At 67.9% G+C, this 19181-nt stretch carries 17 protein-coding genes; 4 read left to right on the top strand and 13 right to left on the bottom strand.

From position 1 onward, the window contains the following. Positions 1 to 48 precede the first annotated feature (48 nt). The 3 genes from RCH15_RS04025 (at position 49) to RCH15_RS04015 (ending at position 3220) form a co-directional block, all read left to right on the top strand. The gene (locus RCH15_RS04025; protein ID WP_326958269.1) at positions 49 to 1215 is read left to right on the top strand and encodes a ferritin-like domain-containing protein; all 1167 of its coding nucleotides are present in this window, start codon (positions 49 to 51) and stop codon (positions 1213 to 1215) included. 107 nt (positions 1216 to 1322) lie between these two features. Then, positions 1323 to 2054 (top strand): VIT1/CCC1 transporter family protein, encoded by a 732-nt coding sequence (locus RCH15_RS04020; protein ID WP_326958267.1) that lies wholly within the window; start codon positions 1323 to 1325, stop codon positions 2052 to 2054. Between the two features lie 35 nt (positions 2055 to 2089). After that, positions 2090 to 3220: an aminoglycoside phosphotransferase family protein gene (locus RCH15_RS04015; protein ID WP_326958265.1), complete on the top strand. Its 1131-nt coding sequence runs from the start codon at positions 2090 to 2092 to the stop codon at positions 3218 to 3220. Here the strand turns inward: RCH15_RS04015 and RCH15_RS04010 are convergent. From RCH15_RS04010 to dxr, 10 genes are all read right to left on the bottom strand, one after another. Continuing rightward, positions 3217 to 4686: a pyridoxal phosphate-dependent decarboxylase family protein gene (locus RCH15_RS04010; RefSeq protein WP_326958264.1), complete on the bottom strand. Its 1470-nt coding sequence runs from the start codon at positions 4684 to 4686 to the stop codon at positions 3217 to 3219. The two genes, RCH15_RS04015 and RCH15_RS04010, sit on opposite strands and share 4 nt — an antisense overlap. A gap of 49 nt (positions 4687 to 4735) precedes the next feature. Next, complete coding sequence (locus RCH15_RS04005; protein WP_326958262.1) at positions 4736 to 5530, bottom strand: sulfite exporter TauE/SafE family protein; 795 nt, start codon at positions 5528 to 5530, stop codon at positions 4736 to 4738. Between the two features lie 18 nt (positions 5531 to 5548). Beyond that, a complete protein-coding gene (locus RCH15_RS04000; protein ID WP_326958260.1) occupies positions 5549 to 7360 on the bottom strand; it encodes a proline--tRNA ligase in 1812 nt (603 codons plus the stop codon). A 452-nt stretch (positions 7361 to 7812) separates the two neighbouring features. Beyond that, a complete protein-coding gene (locus RCH15_RS03995) occupies positions 7813 to 8700 on the bottom strand; it encodes a GNAT family N-acetyltransferase (RefSeq protein ID WP_326958495.1) in 888 nt (295 codons plus the stop codon). Further along, positions 8663 to 9829, bottom strand: coding sequence for a flavodoxin-dependent (E)-4-hydroxy-3-methylbut-2-enyl-diphosphate synthase (gene ispG, locus RCH15_RS03990; protein ID WP_326958258.1), 1167 nt, complete (start codon positions 9827 to 9829; stop codon positions 8663 to 8665). The genes RCH15_RS03995 and ispG overlap by 38 nt, the downstream gene beginning before the upstream one ends. Positions 9830 to 9869: 40 nt before the next feature. Further along, a complete protein-coding gene (locus RCH15_RS03985; protein WP_326958256.1) occupies positions 9870 to 10163 on the bottom strand; it encodes a YciI family protein in 294 nt (97 codons plus the stop codon). Positions 10164 to 10285: 122 nt separating this feature from the next. After that, on the bottom strand, positions 10286 to 10789 hold the full coding sequence (locus RCH15_RS03980) for a hypothetical protein (protein WP_326958254.1): 504 nt from the start codon (positions 10787 to 10789) through the stop codon (positions 10286 to 10288). Next, positions 10786 to 11577 carry a MarR family transcriptional regulator gene (locus RCH15_RS03975; protein WP_326958252.1) on the bottom strand — a complete coding sequence of 264 codons (792 nt, stop codon included), beginning with the start codon at positions 11575 to 11577 and terminating at the stop codon, positions 10786 to 10788. The genes RCH15_RS03980 and RCH15_RS03975 overlap by 4 nt, the downstream gene beginning before the upstream one ends. 144 nt (positions 11578 to 11721) lie before the next feature. Continuing rightward, positions 11722 to 13053 (bottom strand): M50 family metallopeptidase, encoded by a 1332-nt coding sequence (locus RCH15_RS03970; RefSeq protein ID WP_326958250.1) that lies wholly within the window; start codon positions 13051 to 13053, stop codon positions 11722 to 11724. 18 nt (positions 13054 to 13071) lie between these two features. Further along, positions 13072 to 14256 (bottom strand): 1-deoxy-D-xylulose-5-phosphate reductoisomerase, encoded by a 1185-nt coding sequence (dxr, locus tag RCH15_RS03965; protein WP_326958248.1) that lies wholly within the window; start codon positions 14254 to 14256, stop codon positions 13072 to 13074. A 165-nt stretch (positions 14257 to 14421) separates the two neighbouring features. On the opposite strand from dxr, the gene RCH15_RS03960 reads away from it, so the two are divergent. Beyond that, positions 14422 to 15918, top strand: coding sequence for a lipase maturation factor family protein (locus tag RCH15_RS03960; RefSeq protein WP_326958246.1), 1497 nt, complete (start codon positions 14422 to 14424; stop codon positions 15916 to 15918). Between the two features lie 70 nt (positions 15919 to 15988). Here RCH15_RS03960 and RCH15_RS03955 read toward each other — a convergent pair whose 3' ends face one another. From RCH15_RS03955 to RCH15_RS03945, 3 genes are read right to left on the bottom strand one after another with little or no spacing between them, the layout of a single operon-like run. Continuing rightward, complete coding sequence (locus RCH15_RS03955; protein WP_326958244.1) at positions 15989 to 17521, bottom strand: tripartite tricarboxylate transporter permease; 1533 nt, start codon at positions 17519 to 17521, stop codon at positions 15989 to 15991. After that, positions 17514 to 18035 carry a tripartite tricarboxylate transporter TctB family protein gene (locus RCH15_RS03950; protein WP_326958242.1) on the bottom strand — a complete coding sequence of 174 codons (522 nt, stop codon included), beginning with the start codon at positions 18033 to 18035 and terminating at the stop codon, positions 17514 to 17516. The genes RCH15_RS03955 and RCH15_RS03950 overlap by 8 nt, the downstream gene beginning before the upstream one ends. Positions 18036 to 18037: 2 nt before the next feature. After that, a complete protein-coding gene (locus RCH15_RS03945; protein ID WP_326958240.1) occupies positions 18038 to 19087 on the bottom strand; it encodes a Bug family tripartite tricarboxylate transporter substrate binding protein in 1050 nt (349 codons plus the stop codon). Positions 19088 to 19181 lie beyond the last annotated feature (94 nt).

The following is a 19181-nucleotide window of genomic DNA, read 5'->3' as shown; positions in this document are numbered from 1 at the left end:
GCGTAGCCATTTTCCGGGCGCCATGGTGCACAACGGCTCCCTGCCGGCATGACAATATGGTCTGTTGTGAACGACGACAGCACCGAACAGCGGCGGCGCGGGCTCGTTCCCCGCGTGGCGGTCCTCGCCTGCCTCACCCTTGCAGTTGCCGGCCTTGGCCTGGCCTGGCGGCCCGGCAGCCCCGGGGAGCCCGTCGAACCGCCGTTTTCCGAACAGGCCAGGTCCGCCGCCCTGGTGGATTCCCTGCGGCTTCGTGCCGCCGGAGAGCACCTTGACCAGCCCCCTGCCGGTGACGGTAACGCCATGGTGGCGCGGACTGTGAGTTTGCTGACAAACCAGTCCCGCGCGCTCCTGGTGCCCGGCCAGGACAACCCGGCCGACGTTTCCCCATCGGGCGCCGACGCCCGGGCAGCGGCCTCTGCGACGCGCCCTCCGTCGGCTGCTGGCTCTGCTCCGGCCTCTGCAGATCCCGCCATTGGTCCCGCGCCCGCCTCGGCGGCTGAGCTGGCCACCGAGCTGGCCGCCAGCGCCTCGCGGCGGCTCGCCGACGCGGCCCGGGCCGATGGCGGCATGGCCAGGCTGCTGGCCGCCGTCGGGACCGCCCAACTGCTCCAGGCGTCGTCGCTCGCCGCTGCGGTGGGAGCGCCGGCTCCTCCGGTGTCCGTCCCCGCAGCACCCCGGCTCTCCGGCCCCTGCCCCGGCACCTCGGCACCGCCGTCGTCCTCCGCCGACTCCTCGGCCAGTGCAGACACCGCGGCCGCGTCCTTGCCCGGTGCGCTGGCCGCCACGGTGGAGGCCGAACGGGAAGCAGTGTATGGATACCAGGTGGCTCTGACCCGGTTGACCGGCACTACGGCCGGGCCGGCGGCGGAGCTGCTCGCCGATCATCAAGCCCTAGCCTCCGGCGCAGAGGCACTGGGCGTGATGCATTGCGCGCCGGTCCCGTTGCGCGAAGCCGGTTACACGCTGACGTCGGCCTTCCTGGCCGCACCGGGTGCCGGCCTGGGGGCACTGGAGGCGTCGGCGCTGCCCGTCTACGGCGACCTCGTGGCCCTGAGCGACGGTCCCACCCGGGAGTGGGCGATCTCGGGCCTGGTCGGAGCAGCGCGCCGGTCCGCCCTCTGGGGTGCAGACACCGGCGTCCTTCCCGGCATGACCGCAGACCCCGGCCAGTTCCCGGACCTGCCCTCCCCTGCTGCAACGCCCAGCCCCTGACCGGGTGCTCCTGCGGCCTCTCCGGCCGGTGCCGCGAATGGGGAAGCCGGGGCTAACTTAGGCTCGTGATACTGGTAGGCCGGGGGCGCCGGTGCTTTGCTGTTCTCATGGACAGTCAAGCCGCCCCCGTTCAGCATGGGAACGAACCCCACCATAACGACATTGCGCACCGCCTCAACTGGCTTCGCGCCGGCGTGCTGGGCGCCAACGACGGGATCGTCTCCGTCGCCGCAATCGTGGTGGGTGTCGCAGGCGTCACCACGGACTCGGGCCCCATCCTCATCGCCGGTGTCGCCGGCGTCGTCGGCGGCGCAATCTCGATGGCCCTTGGCGAATACGTCTCCGTGAGCAGTCAAAAAGACAGCCAGCAGGCGCTGATCGAGAAGGAACGCCGCGAGCTGGCCGAACAGCCCGAAGAGGAACTTGAGGAACTCGCCGCCATTTACCAGGGCAAGGGCCTTAGCGTCGCGACCGCCCGCACCGTGGCGAAGGAGCTCACCGCCCACGATGCCCTCGCCGCGCATCTGTCCGCTGAACTGCATATCGACGAGACAGACATCGTCAGTCCGTGGCACGCCGCGTTCGCTTCCGCCGTAGCATTCCTTGTCGGCGCGATCCTTCCCATGCTGGCCATCCTGCTGCCGCCGGAGAATATTCGGGTCCCGCTGACCTTCGTGGCGGTATTGATCGCCCTCGCCGCAACCGGCGCCATTGGCGCCTGGATCGGTGGCGGTTCGCAACCGAAGGCCGCCATCCGCGTCGTGATCGGCGGCGCGGCGGCCCTGGTGGCGACCTTCCTGATCGGCAGCTGGCTTGGCGCCAGCGGCATCGTTGCCTGATAAGCCAGGGCGTCCCAGCCACTACGCTGGGTGGAATGAGCCAGTCCGACGACGTCCCAATCCCGCCTGAGCTGGGCCGCCACCTCGCCGGAAGCACCGGTGGCCGCGGCTGGCTTGCGGCCCTCCCCCGGCTGATCCAGCAGACGCTGGACGCGTGGGACCTCCGGCCCGCCCTGGCCCGGGGCGCGCTGCCATGGAACGGCCACGGCGCCATCGTCATCCCGGTACGCCCCCGCACCCCGGCCCGGGCGGCCACCGGGGAATCCGGGGTGGCCGCCGGTGAGGCGGCCGTCCTCAAAATCGCCTATCCCTGCGATGAAGCGCTGCTGGAGCCGCACGCCCTCACCCTGTGGAGGGGTGACGGAGCCGTCCGCCTGCTCGCGACCGACGCGGGGGCCGGGGCGCTGCTGCTGGAACGTCTGGACGCTGCCCGCTCCCTGCAGGACGAGCCAATGGACGTGGCCGTACCGGTCTGGGGCGGGCTGGTCCGCCGGCTGAGCCGGGTTCCCGATGACGCGCCGCAATGGCGGGAGCTGGACCATGTGGCCGCCCGCGCCGAGCGATGGAGCGACGAACTGCCGGAGACCTGGGACAGACTGGGCCGGCCGTTCCCCCGGTGGCTGCTGGAAGCCGCCCTTGAGGTCTGCCAGACCCGCGGCGCGGTGGGCCGCCGCTCCGGGCAGGATGTGCTGGTCCACACCGACCTGCACTACTCCAACGTTCTGGCCAGGCCCGGCCGCCATGCCCCCGCAAAACGCCCCGCCTGTGCACTGCGCCGCGCAACCGGGACCGCAGCCGACAACACAGCGCAGGACCCGGTTGATGGCTGGGCCGCCATCGATCCCCAGCCGTTGATCGGCGAGGCGGAATTCGCCGTGGCACCCTTGCTGTGGAACCGGATCCGCGAGCTGTCCGGGGCGGATCCGGAACGGGGCCTGCTGGAGCGCTGCCGGGACTTCAGCCTCGCAGCCGGACTCGACAGCGAGGCCGCGAGGCAGTGGAGTGTTGCCCGCGAGGTGGACAACGCCCTCGGATACGCCGCAAAACCACGCCGTGAGGGCGACTTCGCACGCTCACTTTGGGTGGCCAGCACCCTGGCCGGGCGCACACTGCCCGGGCTTCCTGCGCCCCACCAGCTACCCGCCCCGGGGGAAGCGCGGAGCTAGCCGTCCTGCCCGCGGACCGCCGCCAGGGCGTCCCGGACGGCGTCGACGGCGACGGCGACGTCGGCGTCGTCTGTGCTCCAGTTACTGACGGAAATCCGCAGAATGTCACGGCCCTGCCAGCGTGAACCGGACATCCAGACCCGGCCGTCCGCCATGACCCGGGCCGTCACCGCCCGGGTGGTGGCGTCGTCGCCGAAGGCCAGCGACACCTGGGTATAAACGACGTCGTTGAGCACCTCCACGCCGTCCAACGCGGACAACCGCTCCGCCAACTGCCCGGCGTGCCGCACGAGCCCCTGGACCTGGGCCGCGAGACCGTCCCGGCCGAGCGATTTCAGCGCTGCCCAGACCGGGACGCCGCGGGCACGGCGGGACAGTTCCGGAACCGTCTCGAAGGGATCGGCCGCTCCGTCGGCATCCTGGATTAAGTAGCTGGTGTGCACTCCCATGGCGGCCCGCAGCGCATGGGCATCCCGGACCACCGTGATGCCGCAGTCGTAGGGCACGTTGAGCGTTTTGTGGGCATCCGTGCCCCAGGAATCGGCGCCCTCCAGCCCCGCCGTCAGCGCGGCGAGCTCCGGCACGGCCGCCGCCCAGAGCCCGAAGGCGCCGTCCACATGGACCCAGGCGCCATGCGCTTTGGCGACGGCCACCGCCTCAAGGAACGGGTCGAAGGCTCCGGAGTGCAGGTTTCCGGCCTGCAGGCAGACCAGCAGCGGGGGCCGGGCGGCTCCGGCGGCGCCGCCTGCCGCATGTGCGGGAGGATTGCCTGCGCTCCCGCCGGCGGAACTGCCCAGGGCGCGGTCCAAGGCGCCATCCAACTCTGCCGGGTCGATGCGGCCCTGCTCGTCGGCCGGGACGACTGTGGGCCTGCCCAGCCCCAAATACCGGAGGCCGAGGTCGATCGTGTCGTGCCGTTCCTGGCCCACGAAGCAGTGGATCCGGGGCGCACCGGAAAGGCCTTCGGCATCGAGGTCCCAGCCGGCATTGGCCAACAGGCGCCAGCGGGCAGCGGCCAGTGCCGTGAAGTTGGCCATGGTGGCGCCGGTTGCGAAGCCGACGTCGGATTCCCGCGGGAGGTCCAGCAGGTCAAGGAGCCACTTGCCTGCAGCCTCCTCGATGGCCGCCGTCGCCGGGGTGGCGAACCGCAGGCCGGCATTCTGGTCCCAGGCACTGACGAGCCAGTCCGCGGCCAGCGCCGCCGGCAGGGTGCCGCCGATGACCCAGCCGAAGAACCGTCCGGAGGGCATGGCCATCAGGCCGGGTTCGGCTTTTGCGGCCAGATATTCCACGACCTCCGCCGCTGGCATTCCGGTCCGGGGCAGCGGACCGCCAAAGTCGGCGGCGAGGTCCGCCGCGGTCACGCGCGGGCCGACTTGCCGGGTTTGCTGGCTCTGAAGCCACTGGCGGGCGTGCCGGGCCGCAGCCTCCAAGGCGGCGCTGTAGCGCCGTTCAGGAACTGACATAGCTGCATGCTACGCCCGCTGCAGCGCCACCGGCAGCCCCCGGCACGTGCTACGCGAAGCTGTCCTGCCAGATGTCGGAGCCGAGCTTGATGATGAGGGCACCCACCACGGCAAGGAAAACGACGCGGATGAACTTGTCGCCTTGCTTGACGGCTGTCCGGGCGCCGAGGTAGCCACCGGCCATGTTGGCCAGGCCCAGGACCAGTCCCAGACCCCACAGCACGGCCCCGTGCGGCACGAAGTATAAGAGAGCCCCGGCGTTGGTGGCCATGTTCACGATCTTGGCTTTGGCGCTCGCTTCGAGGAAGGCGTACCCCATGGCCGAAACCAGTGCGATGATCAGGAACGAGCCGGTGCCGGGTCCAATCAAGCCATCATAAAAGCCGATAATCCCGCCGATGAGGCAGGCCAGCACATAGTGGCGGTGGCCGCTATGCCGGAGCCGGGTCAGCTCCCCCACGCTGGGACGGAACGCGGTAAACAGGGCAACGGCGATGAGCGCGGCAACAATGATGGGTTTAAACACGCTGGCCGGTAGATTCGCTGCCAGCACGGCCCCGCCGAAACTGCCGGCCATGGCCACGGCCGCCATGGGCAAGGCGGTGCGCAGGTCCGGCCGGACCCGCCGGTAGTACGTGACGGCACTGGTGGTGGTGCCGAAAATTGAACCCATCTTGTTCGTCGCCAGGGCCTGTACCGGGCTGATGCCCGGCACCAGCAGCATGGCCGGGAGCTGGATCAGTCCTCCGCCGCCAACCACCGCGTCGACCCAGCCGGCGGCGAAGCCGGCGACAACGATCAGGATGAGGGTTGTGAGTTCAATCGACTCGAGTCCGGAAACCACGCCTGCCGGTGCCGTGCGTTAGTTGTTACGGACGGCGTCGACCACATAGGCCACGGCCGCCTCGACGGCGATGTTTTCGGCGTTGCCGCTGCGGCGGTCCTTGATCTCAACGACGCCATCCACCAGACCGCGCCCGACGGCGAGGATGGTTGGGACGCCGACGAGTTCGGCATCGCCGAATTTCACGCCCGGCGACACCTTGGGACGGTCGTCATAGATGACCTCGAGGCCGGCGGCCTCCAGGTCCAGGGCCAGCTTCTCCGCAGCGGCGAAGATTTCCTCGCCGCGGCCGACAGCAACCACGTGGACGTCGGCCGGGGCGACGGCGCGCGGCCAGATCAGGCCCTTGTCGTCGTGGTTGGATTCGGCCAGGGCAGCGACGGCGCGGGTGACGCCGACGCCGTAGGATCCCATGGTGACCACGACTTGTTTGCCGTTCCGGTCCAGAACTTTCAACTCCATGGCTGCTGCGTACTTGCGCCCGAGCTGGAAGATGTGGCCCATTTCGATGCCGCGGGCGGTCTCCAGCGGTCCGGAGCCGTCCGGGGCTTCGTCGCCGGCGCGCACCTCGGTGGCCTCGATGACGCCGTCCCAGCCGAAGTCACGGCCGGCCACCAGTCCGAAGACGTGCTTGCCGGCCTCGTTGGCGCCGGTAACCCAGGCCGAGCCGCTGACGACGCGGGGATCCACCAGGTAGAGCAGTTTGGCGCTGCCCTCGGCGCCCAGCAGGGGCGCGTCAAGAGCCAGGCCGGGGCCGAGGTAGCCCTTGACGATAAGGGGCTGCTTTTTGAGGTCGTCCTCGTTGGCGGCCTCAAGGGTGATTTCGCCGCCGATCGGCAGGAAGGAGCCAATATTGGCTTCGACGCGCTTGAGGTCGACGCCTCGGTCACCCGGCACGCCAATGACAACGATCTGGCGTTCGCCGGTGGGCAGGGTGACGGCGAGCACGACGTTCTTGAGCGTGTCGGCGGCCGTCCAGACGCCGCCGTCGGCTGCACTGCGGGGTACCAAAGCGTTGGCCGCGTCGACGAGGGTATCGATCGTGGGGGTGTCCGGGGTGTCCCGGACTTCCGCGGCGGGGGCGTGGGAAAAGTCGATGTCCGCCGGAACCACTGTGGTGACGGCCTCGACGTTGGCTGCGTAGCCACCGGCGGAGCGGACGAAAGTGTCCTCGCCGATCTCGGTCGGGTGCAGGAATTCCTCGCTCTTGGACCCGCCCATGGCGCCGGCAGTGGCTGCCACCGGAATGACCTCCAGCCCGAGGCGCTCGAAGATCTTCAGGTAGGCCCCGCGGTGCGCGGCGTAGCTGTCATCGAGTCCGGCGTCATCGACGTCGAAGGAATACGAGTCCTTCATGATGAATTCGCGGCCGCGCAGCAGGCCGGCCCGCGGGCGTGCCTCATCGCGGTATTTGTTCTGGATTTGGTAGATGCTCAGGGGCAGGTCCTTGTACGAGGAGTACAGGTCCTTGACCAGGAGGGTGAACATTTCCTCGTGCGTGGGGGCCAGCAGGTAGTCGTTGCCTTTGCGGTCCTTGAGCCGAAAGATGCCGTCGCCGTACTCGGTCCAGCGGTTGGTGGCCTCGTACGGTTCCTTCGGCAGCAGCGCCGGGAAGTGCACTTCCTGGGCGCCGATAGCAGCCATTTCTTCGCGGATGATTTTCTCCACGCGGCGCAGCACGCTCAAGCCCAGGGGAAGCCACGTGTAGATGCCCGGGGCGGCCCGGCGGATGTACCCGGCACGGACCAGCAGGCGGTGGCTGGCCACTTCGGCGTCGGCGGGATCTTCACGCAGGGTGCGCAGGAACAGCTTGGAGAGTCGAAGGACCACTGGGTATCTATCCGTTTCTGGGAAGGTGCGGGGCAAAGCAGCAAAACAACAAACAGCACATCAACGCGCGATGACATCGGCAACCCGATGGAGGGTGGACCCGGCAGGCAGCCATGCGGCCGCGCGTCCAGGTACCAATCTACCGTCAGCCCGGGCGCAGAAGAGCCACGCCATAACCGACGGAAGCCCCTGGCCGTTCCCGGCTGGTCATCCCGCTCTGACGTGGCTCTGCGGCCCCAGTTCAGCCAAACTCCGGCTGTGGGCCCCTGGTGTTGCCCTCGAGGGCATCTGCATCCCGGCAACTGCACCCGTGGAAACGCGTGCCCGTGCGACACTGCTAGCTCGAACATATGTGACACGGGGCACTAAAACAAGAGTTCACATTCAGTTAATTTCCGGATGCCCTTGTTGCCAATGGGATCAGAAAGTACTGAAGTTGCCGTGCGAACACGTCAGAAAAGCACCGTCGCAAACGTGCCCACCTGGCGGAAACCCACCCGCTCGTACGTGGCACGCGCCCGGGCGTTGAAATTGTTGACATACAGGCTGGTGACCGGGGCGATGGTCTGGGCGAGTTCGACGGCGGCGGCCATGTAGCCTGCACTCAGGCCCTGGCCCCGGAACTCCGGGTCCATCCAGACGCCCTGGATCTGGGTCACATCCGCGGTGACTGCACCCAGCTCGGCCTTGAAAACCACCTGGCGCCCGGGGTTCAGGTGCACCATGGAATGCCCTTCGCGGATCAGGCCCTTGACCCTGCGGCTGTAGTATTCGCGTCCGCCGAGGTAGGGCGAGTAGCCCACTTCCTCCTCGAACATCGCTGCGCAGGCAGGAAGGATCCGGTCGAAATCCGCCAGTTGACCAAAGCCCAGCTGCGGGTTTGGAGTCACCGCGGGCGGCCCGGCAATGGTCATCAGCGGCTGATCATCCCGAATCTCGTGCGCCGTCTGGCCGAACAGTTCCAGCCCGGCATACAGTGCCAGGACGGTTTTGGCGGGGCCGAAGATCGAGGCGTACCGGCGGCCCGAGCGGTGGGCTGCCGCCGCCACGGCAGCGGCAAGCCCGGGGTCCAACTGCACCGGTACCAGATTGGCCCCGGCCCAGCAGGCACCGAGGAGGGTGCCGCCATCGAAAACGCCGAGAATGCTGGCACCGCCCGCGGTGGGTGCTGCCGAACCGGTGGTTGCCAGGTGGGACAGGATGAAGACATTGGCCACGGTATCCTGCCGCGCCAGGTCAAGAAGCTGGGGAGTGTCTGAGCCCGTGAGGGACCGGACAGCGACGCCGGCACCGGCGCCGTCCTTACGAGACGCTAACCACGGGGCTACCCTTGACAGCATCTTCGCCATCGGCCTCCCCCATCTCTTCGGCAATACGCAGGGCCTCTTCGATCAGTGTCTCAACAATCTGGTTCTCGGGAACAGTCTTGATGACCTCGCCCCGCACAAAGATCTGGCCCTTGCCGTTGCCCGAGGCGACTCCAAGGTCGGCTTCGCGCGCTTCGCCGGGTCCGTTGACGACGCAGCCCATCACGGCCACGCGCAGCGGGATTTCCATGCCCTCCAGCCCGGCGGTGACCTGCTCGGCCAGCGTATACACGTCCACCTGGGCGCGGCCGCAGGAAGGGCAGGAAACGATTTCGAGCTTGCGCGGGCGCAGGTTCAGCGACTGCAGGATCTGGTTGCCGACCTTGATTTCCTCGACCGGCGGCGCGGAAAGGGAAACCCGGATGGTGTCACCGATGCCGCGGGACAGCAGGGCACCAAAGGCCGTTGCTGACTTGATGGTGCCCTGGAATGCAGGGCCCGCCTCCGTGACGCCGAGGTGCAGCGGCCAGTCTCCCTGCTCAGCCAGCATCTCGTAGGCGGCGACCATGATGACGGGGTCGTTGTGCTTGACCGAGATCTTGAAGTCACGGAAGCCGTGCTCTTCGAAGAGTGAGGCCTCCCAGACGGCGGATTCCACGAGGGCCTCCGGGGTGGCTTTGCCGTACTTCTTCAGGATGCCGGGTTCCAGGGAGCCGGCGTTGATGCCGATCCGGATCGAGGTGCCGTGGTCCTTGGCCGCGCGGGCGATTTCCTTGACCTGGTCATCGAACTTGCGGATGTTTCCGGGGTTCACCCGGACGGCGGCGCACCCTGCTTCGATTGCCGCGAAGACGTACTTCGGCTGGAAGTGGATGTCCGCGATGACGGGTATCTGGGACTTGCGCGCGATGATCGGCAGGGCCTCGGCGTCGTCCGCGGACGGGCATGCCACCCGCACAATGTCGCAGCCGGAAGCCGTGAGTTCGGCGATCTGCTGGAGGGTGGCGTTGATGTCCGTGGTGGGGGTCGTGGTCATCGACTGCACGCTGATCGGCGAGTCAGAGCCGACGCCGACCGATCCCACCCTGATCTGGCGGGTCTTGCGGCGCGGGGCAAGGACGGGGGGTGGTGCTGACGGCATTCCCAAGCTGACCGAGGTCACATGGACTCCTTGTGTTGAAGTAGGTCTGGCGGGGGTGTGGCTAGGCCGCGTGGCCGGCCAGGAGGCCGGTGACGGGCGCCCAGGCCGTGGTGCGGGTGCCGGAGACGGCGCCGGCGGCAGCGAAGGGATCCTGTTTGAGGACCTCATTGAGTGCCCGCTCGTCGGCGGCCTTGAAAATCAACAGTGCGCCGGCACCGTCCCCGTAGGGCCCGCTGGCGAGCAGCGTTCCCTCCCCGGCAAGCCCTGCGGTCCATTCGCGGTGCGCCGGGCGGGCGGCGTCGCGGGCTTCAGAGGATTCGGCATCGTATACGTACTCAACAGCAAAAACAGTCATACAGATACACTATCGCTCCGCTGGCCAGGCACCCATCCGGGCGTCGGGCGGGCGTCGGTCCGGCGGACGGGCGGGCGTCGCGCCGGCGGACGGGCGGGACAGCAGCGGTGGTGCCGGCGGCATCAGCCGAGGACCGTCGCCCTCGCCAGGGCGGCGATGCCGGCTGCCCACAGCATCGAGGTGAGGGTACCGATGATGAACCGTTCCGCGGCCACCGGCGTCTCCTTCAGCTCGGCAAAGCGGCCAAGCCCTTTGATCGCCACCACGTAGGCAATGGCGATCGGCTGGCCGGCGAGGATGGCCAGGCAGACCGCGAGCCGCTCAAGGATGCCGATGATCGCCCCGCCGCGCAGGATCCGGACGCTGCTGACCGGAAGGCCTGCGGAGCCCGCCGCCGGGGATGCCGGGGCGGGCGAGCCGGCAGGGGCGGGAGCCGCAGCCGGTGCCTGGGTGGCCGGAGAATCAACGGTGACATCCGCCGCAGGGTCGTTCGCGGGGTCAACAGCGCCCGCCCCTGCGTCCTGCCGGTCATCGATGGTCCTGGCGAGCCGGAAGACCAGAGCGGTGACGGGCCAGCCGGCAAACCCTGCGATGAGTAAGGCGAGGGTGATCCAGAGGGCGTTCACTGCTCTCCTTCCTTGCTGTCCGGGGTGCGCGGGTCTGCGGGCCGGGTCGGGCCGGGGTCTGTGGTGCCATCCGCGGACCCGGCCGTGACGCCGTCCGGGGATGGGCCGGGACCGCCGTCGTGGCCGGTGATGACTTCGTGGGCGAGGGCCAGCAGCATCTGGGCTGCGGGCCTCGCTGCCCATTCTTCCTGCCAACCGGAGCGCAGCAGCGCACGGCTCACCGATTGTTCGGTGATTCCCAGTTCCCGGGCGGCGATTTTCTGCGTTCCGTGTGTACCGGCGTGTCTGTGCTGCACCGAGCGCAGTACCTCAACGACCTTCCACTGGGCGGCGGTGCGGTCCTGGACCAGCCGTCCGATCAGGCGCAGTACCGCCTCCGCGTTGGCGCAGGCACGGGCGCCGGCAGTCCCGGCCGGTGACGGTGCTGCGTCTCCCCGTCGAAGTCCGCCGGAGACGACGGCGATTGGCACGTGGGCCGCACCGGCCTTGGCTTTTTCGACCGCCGCCCTGGCTGCTACAAAGGCGGGCCCGGATCCTTCGCGCGGGCTGGCCGGCAGCGGCCGGTCCACCATCCCGACGCCGATGCCTACGTACCAGCGGCCGCTGCGCAGGGCATGCAGGGCGATATCCACAACCTCTTCAGGGCGCTCCACGACCCCTTGGACTTCATCCCCGACAGAACGCTCAAAGTATCCGGCGGTGGAGAGTCCGGCCAGTTCAGAGAGGAGGCCGGGGACGCGGTCGATGTCGGCGCTGCTGCCGCGCTGGTCGATGGTCATCACGTACATGATGACAGCGTAAGGGGTTGATCTTAAAGTATCAACCGTATTCAACTGATTACCGTAAATCACTCATAATAGGCTGACAAATGAACATCAGCCCGAAGTGGTTTGCGCGTTCGGCCGGGCCAACCGCGGCCAAAGGGGGCCGGGTCAGCCGAACAGGTTGACGGGTTTGACGATGTCCGCGTAGATCAGCAGGGCGCCCATGCCCATCAGCAGCACCGCCACGACGTAGGTGACCGGCAGCAGCTTGGCGATGTCGAATGCGCCGGGGTCGGGGCGGCCAAAGAGCTTGGCGATCCTGCGCCGGGCCCCTTCGTACAGCGCACCGGCCACGTGGCCGCCGTCGAGCGGCAGCAGCGGAATGAGGTTGAAGACAGCCAGGGCGAAGTTGAGGCCGGCCAGCAGCCCCACCAGGGTGGCGATCCGGGATTGCATCGGCACCTGCTCCATCGCGGCGACCTCGCCGGCAACCCGCCCCACTCCGACCACGCTGATGGGTCCGTTGGGGTCGCGGGGCTCTTCGCTGAACGCTGCCTTGGCGACGCCGGCCACGCGCGCCGGAAGATTGACCACGACGCCGGCGATCTGCTTGATGTTCTCGCCCGCCATCGGCAGAACCGTCGACGCCGGCTGCGGGACGAGCGCCGTCTGCGCCCCGATGCCGAGAAAACCGACATCCTGGTACTGCAGGGTGCCGTCGGCCGATTTGGCCTGCCGGCCGTCGTCGCCTACAACGGGACGGGAGGAGAGGACCGGCGTGACCGACGTGGTGACCGGGACGCCGTCGCGCTCCACGGTGATGGCGACCTGCTTGTCCGCGGACGCGCGGATCCAGCCGGTCAGTTCGTCCCAGCTGGTGACGGGTTTCCCGTCGAAGGAGGTGATCGCGTCGTTGGGTTTAAGGCCTGCGGCGGCCGCGGGGGTGAGCTTGCAGTCGGCCGAATCCGGGTCCACGGTTTCGCCGGCGTTGACCTGGCATTTGGAGACGTCAGCGATGGTGGTGGTCTGGGCGGCGATGCCGAAGCCCATCAGCAGCACGGCCGTCAACGCCAGTCCGATCAGCATGTTCATGGCCGGCCCGCCGAGCATGATGATGATTTTCTTCCACACCGGAAGCTTGTAGAAAACCCGGCTTCCATCCGCGGGGCCCACTTCCTCGTGGGCCAGGGAGCGGGCGTCGGAGGCGAGTGAGCCGAACATGCCGGTGCTGGAGGGACGGACTGTGCCGTCCTCCTTGTTCGGCGGGTACATGCCGATCATGGAGACAAATCCGCCCAGCGGAATGGCCTTGAAGCCGTACTCGGTTTCGCCCTTCTTGCGGGACCAGAGAGTGGGGCCAAAGCCGATCATGTACTTGGTGACGCGGACCTTGAACCATTTGGCGGGCAGCAGGTGGCCCACCTCATGCAAGGCAATGGACACGGCAATGCCGATCGCCACAAAGACGACACCGAGGATAAAGAGGAGGACGGGGCTCATGCTGGGATCTGCTGCTTCCTAGACGCTTTTGAGGGCTAAACGTTCGTGGGTGCGGGCGCGTGCCCATCTCTCAGCATCCAGCACGGACTCCACCGTCAGCCCGGAGGAGCCTGTGTGTTCGCTGAGGACGGCTTCGATCGTGTCGACGATGTCGGTGAACCGGATCCGGCCGGCGTGGAAGGCCATCACGGCTTCCTCGTTGGCGGCGTTGAAGACAGCCGGGTAGGTACTGCCCTGCCGGGCGGCGTCCTTCGCCAGTCCGACGGCGGGGAAAGCCGCGGTGTCCAGCGGCTCGAAGGTCCAGCTGGTGGCCTGGGTCCAGTCGCAGGCCCGGGCCGAGCCGGGGACACGGTCCGGCCAGCCGAGCCCGAGGGCGATGGGCAGGCGCATATCCGGCGGCGAGGCCTGGGCGATCGTGGAGCCGTCGACGAACTGGACCATGGAGTGCACCACGGACTGCGGGTGGACCACGACGTCGATCCGCTCCAGCGGGATGTCGAAGAGGAGGTGCGCCTCGATGACCTCCAGGCCCTTATTGACCAGGCTGGCGGAGTTGGTGGTAACCATCAGGCCCATGTCCCAGGTGGGGTGGGCGAGGGCTTCCTGCGGGGTCACCTGGTGCAACTGCCCGCGCGTTTTGCCGCGGAAAGGTCCGCCGGACGCGGTGAGGATCAGCCGGTCCACTTCAGCCGCGGTGCCGGAGCGAAGACACTGCGCGATGGCCGAGTGCTCGGAATCGACGGGGACGATCTGGCCTTCACGGGCCGCGGCCTTCACAAGGGCACCACCGACAATCAGGGATTCCTTGTTGGCCAGGGCAAGGGTGGTCCCGGCTTTGAGTGCGGCGAGGGTGGGGGCCAGGCCGATAGAGCCGGTAATGCCGTTGAGCACGACGTCGGCCTCGATCTCTGCGATCCGGGTGGAGGCGTCGGGTCCGGTGATGATCTCGGGACGGTAGCCTGCCACTCCGGCCGCGGCGGCCGCGGCGTCGATCAGCGTCTGCAGGGCGCCCGCGTCGCCGGAGGCCGTGCCGATGGCCGTGGCACGGGTGTGCACAGCCTGGCGGGCCAGCAGGTCCAGGTTGCCGCCGCCGGCGCTGAGCGCGACGACCTCGAAAAGGTGCGGGGCGCCGTCGACGACGTCAATCGCCTGCGTGCCGATGGAACCGGTGGACCCGAGGAGGACGATCTTGCGCGGCTGCATGCTTCCAGTATCCCGCACCCCGCCGGGTGCTGGGGCCGCCCGTCGAGTCGGCAGTCCAGGGCAATGTTGACGCGCAACATTGCCGCGAAGTGAGTACGCGACGCCGGCCCGGTTTCGAATGTTGCGCCCGTTGACGCCGGGGACCTCGGGCGTAACGTGGGATACGTGGAGTGGACGGCCTGGTTTGACGCCCCGGAGTACGAGTTCGCCCGGCAGGTGCTGCAGCGCGGCATCGCGATGGTCTACCTTGTGGCCTTCCTGTCCTCGCTGAACCAGTTCCCGGCCCTCCTCGGCGAGCGCGGACTGTTGCCCGTGCCGGATTTCCTGGCCCGGTCCGGCCGGCTGCGCAGGCCCACCCTGTTCAGCTGGCGGTACTCGGACCGGCTGCTGCGTGCGGTGTGTTGGGGCGGGATGGCAATTGCTGCCACGGTTGTTCTGGGACTGCCGCAGTCGGGGCCGGCGTGGGTTCCGCTGCTGGCGTTCCTCGCGCTGTGGCTGCTGTACATGTCGATCGTGAACGTGGGGCAGACGTTCTACGGTTTCGGCTGGGAAATGCTCCTGCTCGAGGCCGGTTTTATTGCGGCCTTCCTCGGCTCCGACCAGACTCCCCCGCCGCGGACCATCCTGATCCTGCTGGCCTGGTTGTTGTTCCGGCTGGAGTTCGGCGCCGGCATGATCAAAATCCGCGGCGGCCCGGAGTGGCGCGACCTGACCGCCCTGTATTTTCACCACGAGACCCAGCCGATGCCGGGCCCGCTCAGCCGCCAGGCCCACCTGTTGCCCAAGCCTGTGCACCGGCTCGAGGTGCTGGGCAACCACGCTGCGCAGCTGGTGGTGCCGTTCTTCCTTTTCGCCCCGCAACCTCTGGCCAGTGCGGCCGCGGGGATTGTCGTCTTCACGCAGCTGTGGCTGGTGGCGAGCGGGAACTTCGCGTGGCTCAACTGGATGGCCATTCTGCTCGCCTTTGCCGCGGTCAGCGACCCGGTGGCCCATGCCGTGTTCCCGGCGATCCCGCTCGACTGGCACCCGGCAGCAACAGGCGCCGGGGCTGTGGATGCCGGGGTTCCGGGAACGGCAACCGGCAGCCACGCGCCGCTGGCATGGCTCGTGGTGGTCTCGGTTGTCACAGTGTTCCTCGTGGTGCTCAGCTACCGTGCGGTTGAGAACCTGTTTTCCCGTTACCAGCTGATGAACGCAGCGTTCAACCGCTGGCAACTGGGGAACACCTATGGCGCGTTCGGTTCCGTCACGAAGCAGCGGATCGAGATCGCGGTGGAGGGGACGCTCGACGCCGACCCCGACGACTCAGCGGACTGGCGGGAATACGGCTTCCGGGGAAAACCGGGCGAGGTGGGCCGCGTGCCGCGGCAGTGGGCGCCCTACCACCTGCGCCTGGACTGGCTGATGTGGTTCCTGCCGTTGCGGACCGTGCACGAGCAATGGTTTTACGCATTCCTCGCGAAGCTGCTGGCGGCCGACCGGCCCACGCTGCGCCTGCTGCGGCATGATCCGTTCGACGGCGCCCGGCCCCGGTGGGTGCGGGCGCGCAGCTACCTGTACCGTTTCGCCACCCGGGCTGAGTTCCGCGCCACGGGCGAGCGCTGGGTCCGGATTCCGTTGCACGAGTCGATTCCGCCGCTGTCCCTGCCACCGGAGGGCTGAGCCCGTTGACGCCGATGGCCGGAATGGGTCTCCATTCCGGCCATCGGTGCGGCGCCTTCGGACGGTCCGCCTAGACGGACACCTCGTTTTTCACCGGTGCAGCCTCCAGCGAGGCCTGGCGGCGGCGAAGCCACCAGGAGCCGACGAAGATCAAGGCCATGGAAACGTACACCACCACCGCGAAGGGCGAGGAGAACAGCGCCGTGGGATCGTTTTGGGAGAGCTGCAAGGAGCGCCGCAGCTGGACCTCGAACATCGGTCCGAGGATCATGGCCACCACCATGGGCGCCACGGGATAGCCGTAACGGCGCATGAAGTAGCCCAGGATGCCGACCACCAAAAGAATCCCGACGTCGGCGGCGGCGAAGTTGACCGAGAAGGCCCCCAGCGCAGCGAACACCAGGATACCCGCGTACAGGTAGGGCCGGGGAATTTGCAGGATCTTCACCCAGAGGCCCACCAGCGGCAGGTTCAGCACCAGCAGCATCAGGTTGCCCACGTACAGCGAGGCGATCAAAGTCCACACCAGGGCGCCTTGGTTCTCGAACAGCAACGGTCCGGGTTGGATCTGGTAGCGCTGGAACGCGGTGAGCATCATGGCCGCGGTCGCCGTCGTGGGAATTCCGAGCGTGAGCAGCGGGACCAGGACGCCGGCAGCCGCGGCGTTGTTCGCAGCTTCCGGCCCTGCGACCCCCTCGATGGCACCCTTGCCGAACTGCGCCTTGTGCGCGCCTTTGGCCAGTTTCCGTTCCGCGGCGTAGGACAGGAAGGTGGAGACGTCTGCGCCACCGGCCGGGACCGTGCCAATCGGGAACCCGATGAAAGTGCCCCGCAGCCATGGCTTCCAGGACCGTTTCCAGTCCTCCTTGGACAGCCAGCCGTTCTTACCCTTGCTGACCGGAATGACCTCAACGGGGCCGTGCCGCAGCTTCGATGCCACGTACAGCGCCTCACCGAGGGCGAAGAGGCCTACGGCGACGAGGACCATGTCGATCCCGTCCACCAACGTGGGATTGTCGAAGGTGAAACGCTGTTGCGCGGTGCTGTCATCGATGCCGATCATGCCGATGAACAATCCGAGCGCCAGCGAGGCGAGACCGCGCAACACCGAGGCGCCCAGCAGCGCGCCGACGGTCAGGAACGCCACCACCATCAGGGCTACATAGTCCACGGGACCGAGGCCGACGGCCAGTTCGGCCACCACGGGCGCCAGGAAGGACAGCAGCACCGTCGCGATAGTGCCAGCGACAAACGAACCGATCGCCGCCGTCGCGAGTGCTGCCGCACCACGGCCGGCCTTGGCCATCTTGTTGCCCTCCAGCGCGGTGACGATCGAGGACGACTCGCCAGGGGTGTTGAGCAGGATGGAGGTGGTGGACCCGCCGTACATGCCACCGTAGTAGATGCCAGCAAAGACGATCAGGGCTGCCGCGGGATCCAGCGCATAGGTGATGGGCATCAGCAGCGCGACCGTCATGGCCGGGCCGATGCCGGGAAGCACCCCGACGGCAGTGCCGACGAAGACGCCGCCAAGGGCGTAGAGCAGGTAAACCGGCTGCAGCGCCGTCGAGAAGCCCTCCAGGAGCATCAGAAAACTATCCATGGAAGAACGGCACCCCCTCGAGCAGGGGTCCCGGCGGCAGGGATACGCCGAGCAACCCGCCGAAGACGTACTGCAGTACGAGCGCCAGCACCACCGAAATGATGACTGCCTTCCACAGCGGCTTCGCCTCCAAAGACCAGGCCGACCCGCTGAACAGCACCGCCGCAGCCACAGGCCATCCTGCCGGTTCGATCAGGAAGATGTGGAGGACCACAAAGCCGACGAGCTTGGCCAAGGCGGTCCAGTCGGTTGTGGCGGTGGCGTCGAGGTCTTCGCTCTCCTCCGCCTCGCCAACCTTGCCGCGGAACACCTGAGCGACGATGCCCGTGCCGATGAGCACGAGCATGCTGCACACGATGTAGGGGAAGGCCCGGGGGCCGATGCCGGTCTCGGACGGCGGGACCGGAATGGACCCCGCCGCCAGGAGGCCCGCTGCGCCCACGCTCACGAACACCAGGGCGAAGAGAATCTCCCCCGTGGGCCGCTTGGCGGGCGTGCTGACTTGAACGGACATTGTTACTTGACCAGGCCGATCTCGGTCAGGGTGGTCTTGACCTTGGTGATGTCCTCGGTGAGGAAGGTCTTGAACTCGTCGCCGGCGAGGAAGGCGTCGTCCCAGTTGTTCTTAGCCAGCGTGGACTTCCAGGCTTCGGTGCCGTGCAGTTTGGTGACGACCTCGGTGAGCTTTGCTTTCTGGGCGTCATCGATGGAACCCGGGGCAACCACACCGCGCCAGTTGGTCAGCACGACGTCGATGCCCTGGTCTTTGAGCGGCTTGACACCCGGCAAGGCCGGGGCCTCGGACGTACCGGAGACAGCGAGCGCCCGGACCTTGCCGGCCTTGACCTGCTCGGCGTACTCCCCCACCCCGGAAATGCCGGCCTGGACCTTGTTGCCGAGCAGCGCGGCGATGGATTCGCCGCCGCCGGAGTACCCGATGTAGTTCAGCTTCTCGGAGGCGATGCCCTGGGACTTGAGGATCTGGCCGGCCAGGATGTGGTCCGCGCCGCCGGCGGAACCACCCGTGATCGCGACACCCTTGCCGTTATCCTTGATGTCCGCCACCAGGTCCTGGACGGACTGGTACTTGGACGACGCCGGGACAACCAGGACCAGGGGCTCCTCGGTGAGACGCGCAATGGGGGTGGTGTCCTCCAACCGGGTCTTGGCGGCGTTGGTTTCCACGGCGCCCACCATGACATAGCCCATCACCATGAGGGTGTTGGCGTCCTTTTCGGTGGCCAGCTTGGCGAGGCCGTTGGTGCCGCCGCCGCCGCCGATGTTGCTGACCTGGGCGGAGCTGACGAGTTTGTTGGACTGCAGGTCCGCCTGGATGGCGCGGCCGGTCTGGTCCCAGCCGCCGCCGGGGTTGGCGGGGACGATGATACTCAGCTTCTTGATCGGGTCGGCGCCCGCGCTTTGGCCCGTTGCCGCGCCGCTGGCGCCGCCGGCACATGCCGACAAGGCAAGGACAACGCCGGCCGCTCCGGCGGTGAGAGCGGTCCTGCGGGTGATGCTGGACCAGCCGGTGGTGCCGGGCCGGATGGAATCGAAGTGGGAGGTCATGGCTTCTCCTTGTAGAAATGTGATGCACGTCATCGGAATCACTTCCCTGAGAGTAGGAGCGCTTAGGGTCGGGGGACAGGATTTGGCCGTAGAG

It is taken from the genome of Arthrobacter sp. MP_M4 (assembly GCF_035984855.1).
GTDB lineage: Bacteria > Actinomycetota > Actinomycetes > Actinomycetales > Micrococcaceae > Arthrobacter.
This window is presented reverse-complemented; position numbering and strand designations above follow the sequence as displayed.

Bases quoted from the DNA above. Each gene is read 5' to 3' on its own strand.
- RCH15_RS04020 (WP_326958267.1), top strand. From the start codon at position 1,323: ATGGACAGTCAAGCCGCCCCCGTTCAGCATGGGAACGAACCCCACCAT.
- RCH15_RS03970 (WP_326958250.1), bottom strand. From the start codon at position 13,053: ATGAGCCCCGTCCTCCTCTTTATCCTCGGTGTCGTCTTTGTGGCGATC.
- RCH15_RS03955 (WP_326958244.1), bottom strand. From the start codon at position 17,521: ATGGATAGTTTTCTGATGCTCCTGGAGGGCTTCTCGACGGCGCTGCAG.
- RCH15_RS03950 (WP_326958242.1), bottom strand. From the start codon at position 18,035: ATGTCCGTTCAAGTCAGCACGCCCGCCAAGCGGCCCACGGGGGAGATT.
- RCH15_RS04025 (WP_326958269.1), top strand. From the start codon at position 49: ATGACAATATGGTCTGTTGTGAACGACGACAGCACCGAACAGCGGCGG.
- RCH15_RS03975 (WP_326958252.1), bottom strand. From the start codon at position 11,577: ATGTACGTGATGACCATCGACCAGCGCGGCAGCAGCGCCGACATCGAC.
- dxr (WP_326958248.1), bottom strand. From the start codon at position 14,256: ATGCAGCCGCGCAAGATCGTCCTCCTCGGGTCCACCGGTTCCATCGGC.
- RCH15_RS03945 (WP_326958240.1), bottom strand. From the start codon at position 19,087: ATGACCTCCCACTTCGATTCCATCCGGCCCGGCACCACCGGCTGGTCC.
- RCH15_RS04015 (WP_326958265.1), top strand. From the start codon at position 2,090: ATGAGCCAGTCCGACGACGTCCCAATCCCGCCTGAGCTGGGCCGCCAC.
- RCH15_RS04010 (WP_326958264.1), bottom strand. From the start codon at position 4,686: ATGTCAGTTCCTGAACGGCGCTACAGCGCCGCCTTGGAGGCTGCGGCC.
- RCH15_RS03995 (WP_326958495.1), bottom strand. From the start codon at position 8,700: ATGCTGTCAAGGGTAGCCCCGTGGTTAGCGTCTCGTAAGGACGGCGCC.
- RCH15_RS03985 (WP_326958256.1), bottom strand. From the start codon at position 10,163: ATGACTGTTTTTGCTGTTGAGTACGTATACGATGCCGAATCCTCTGAA.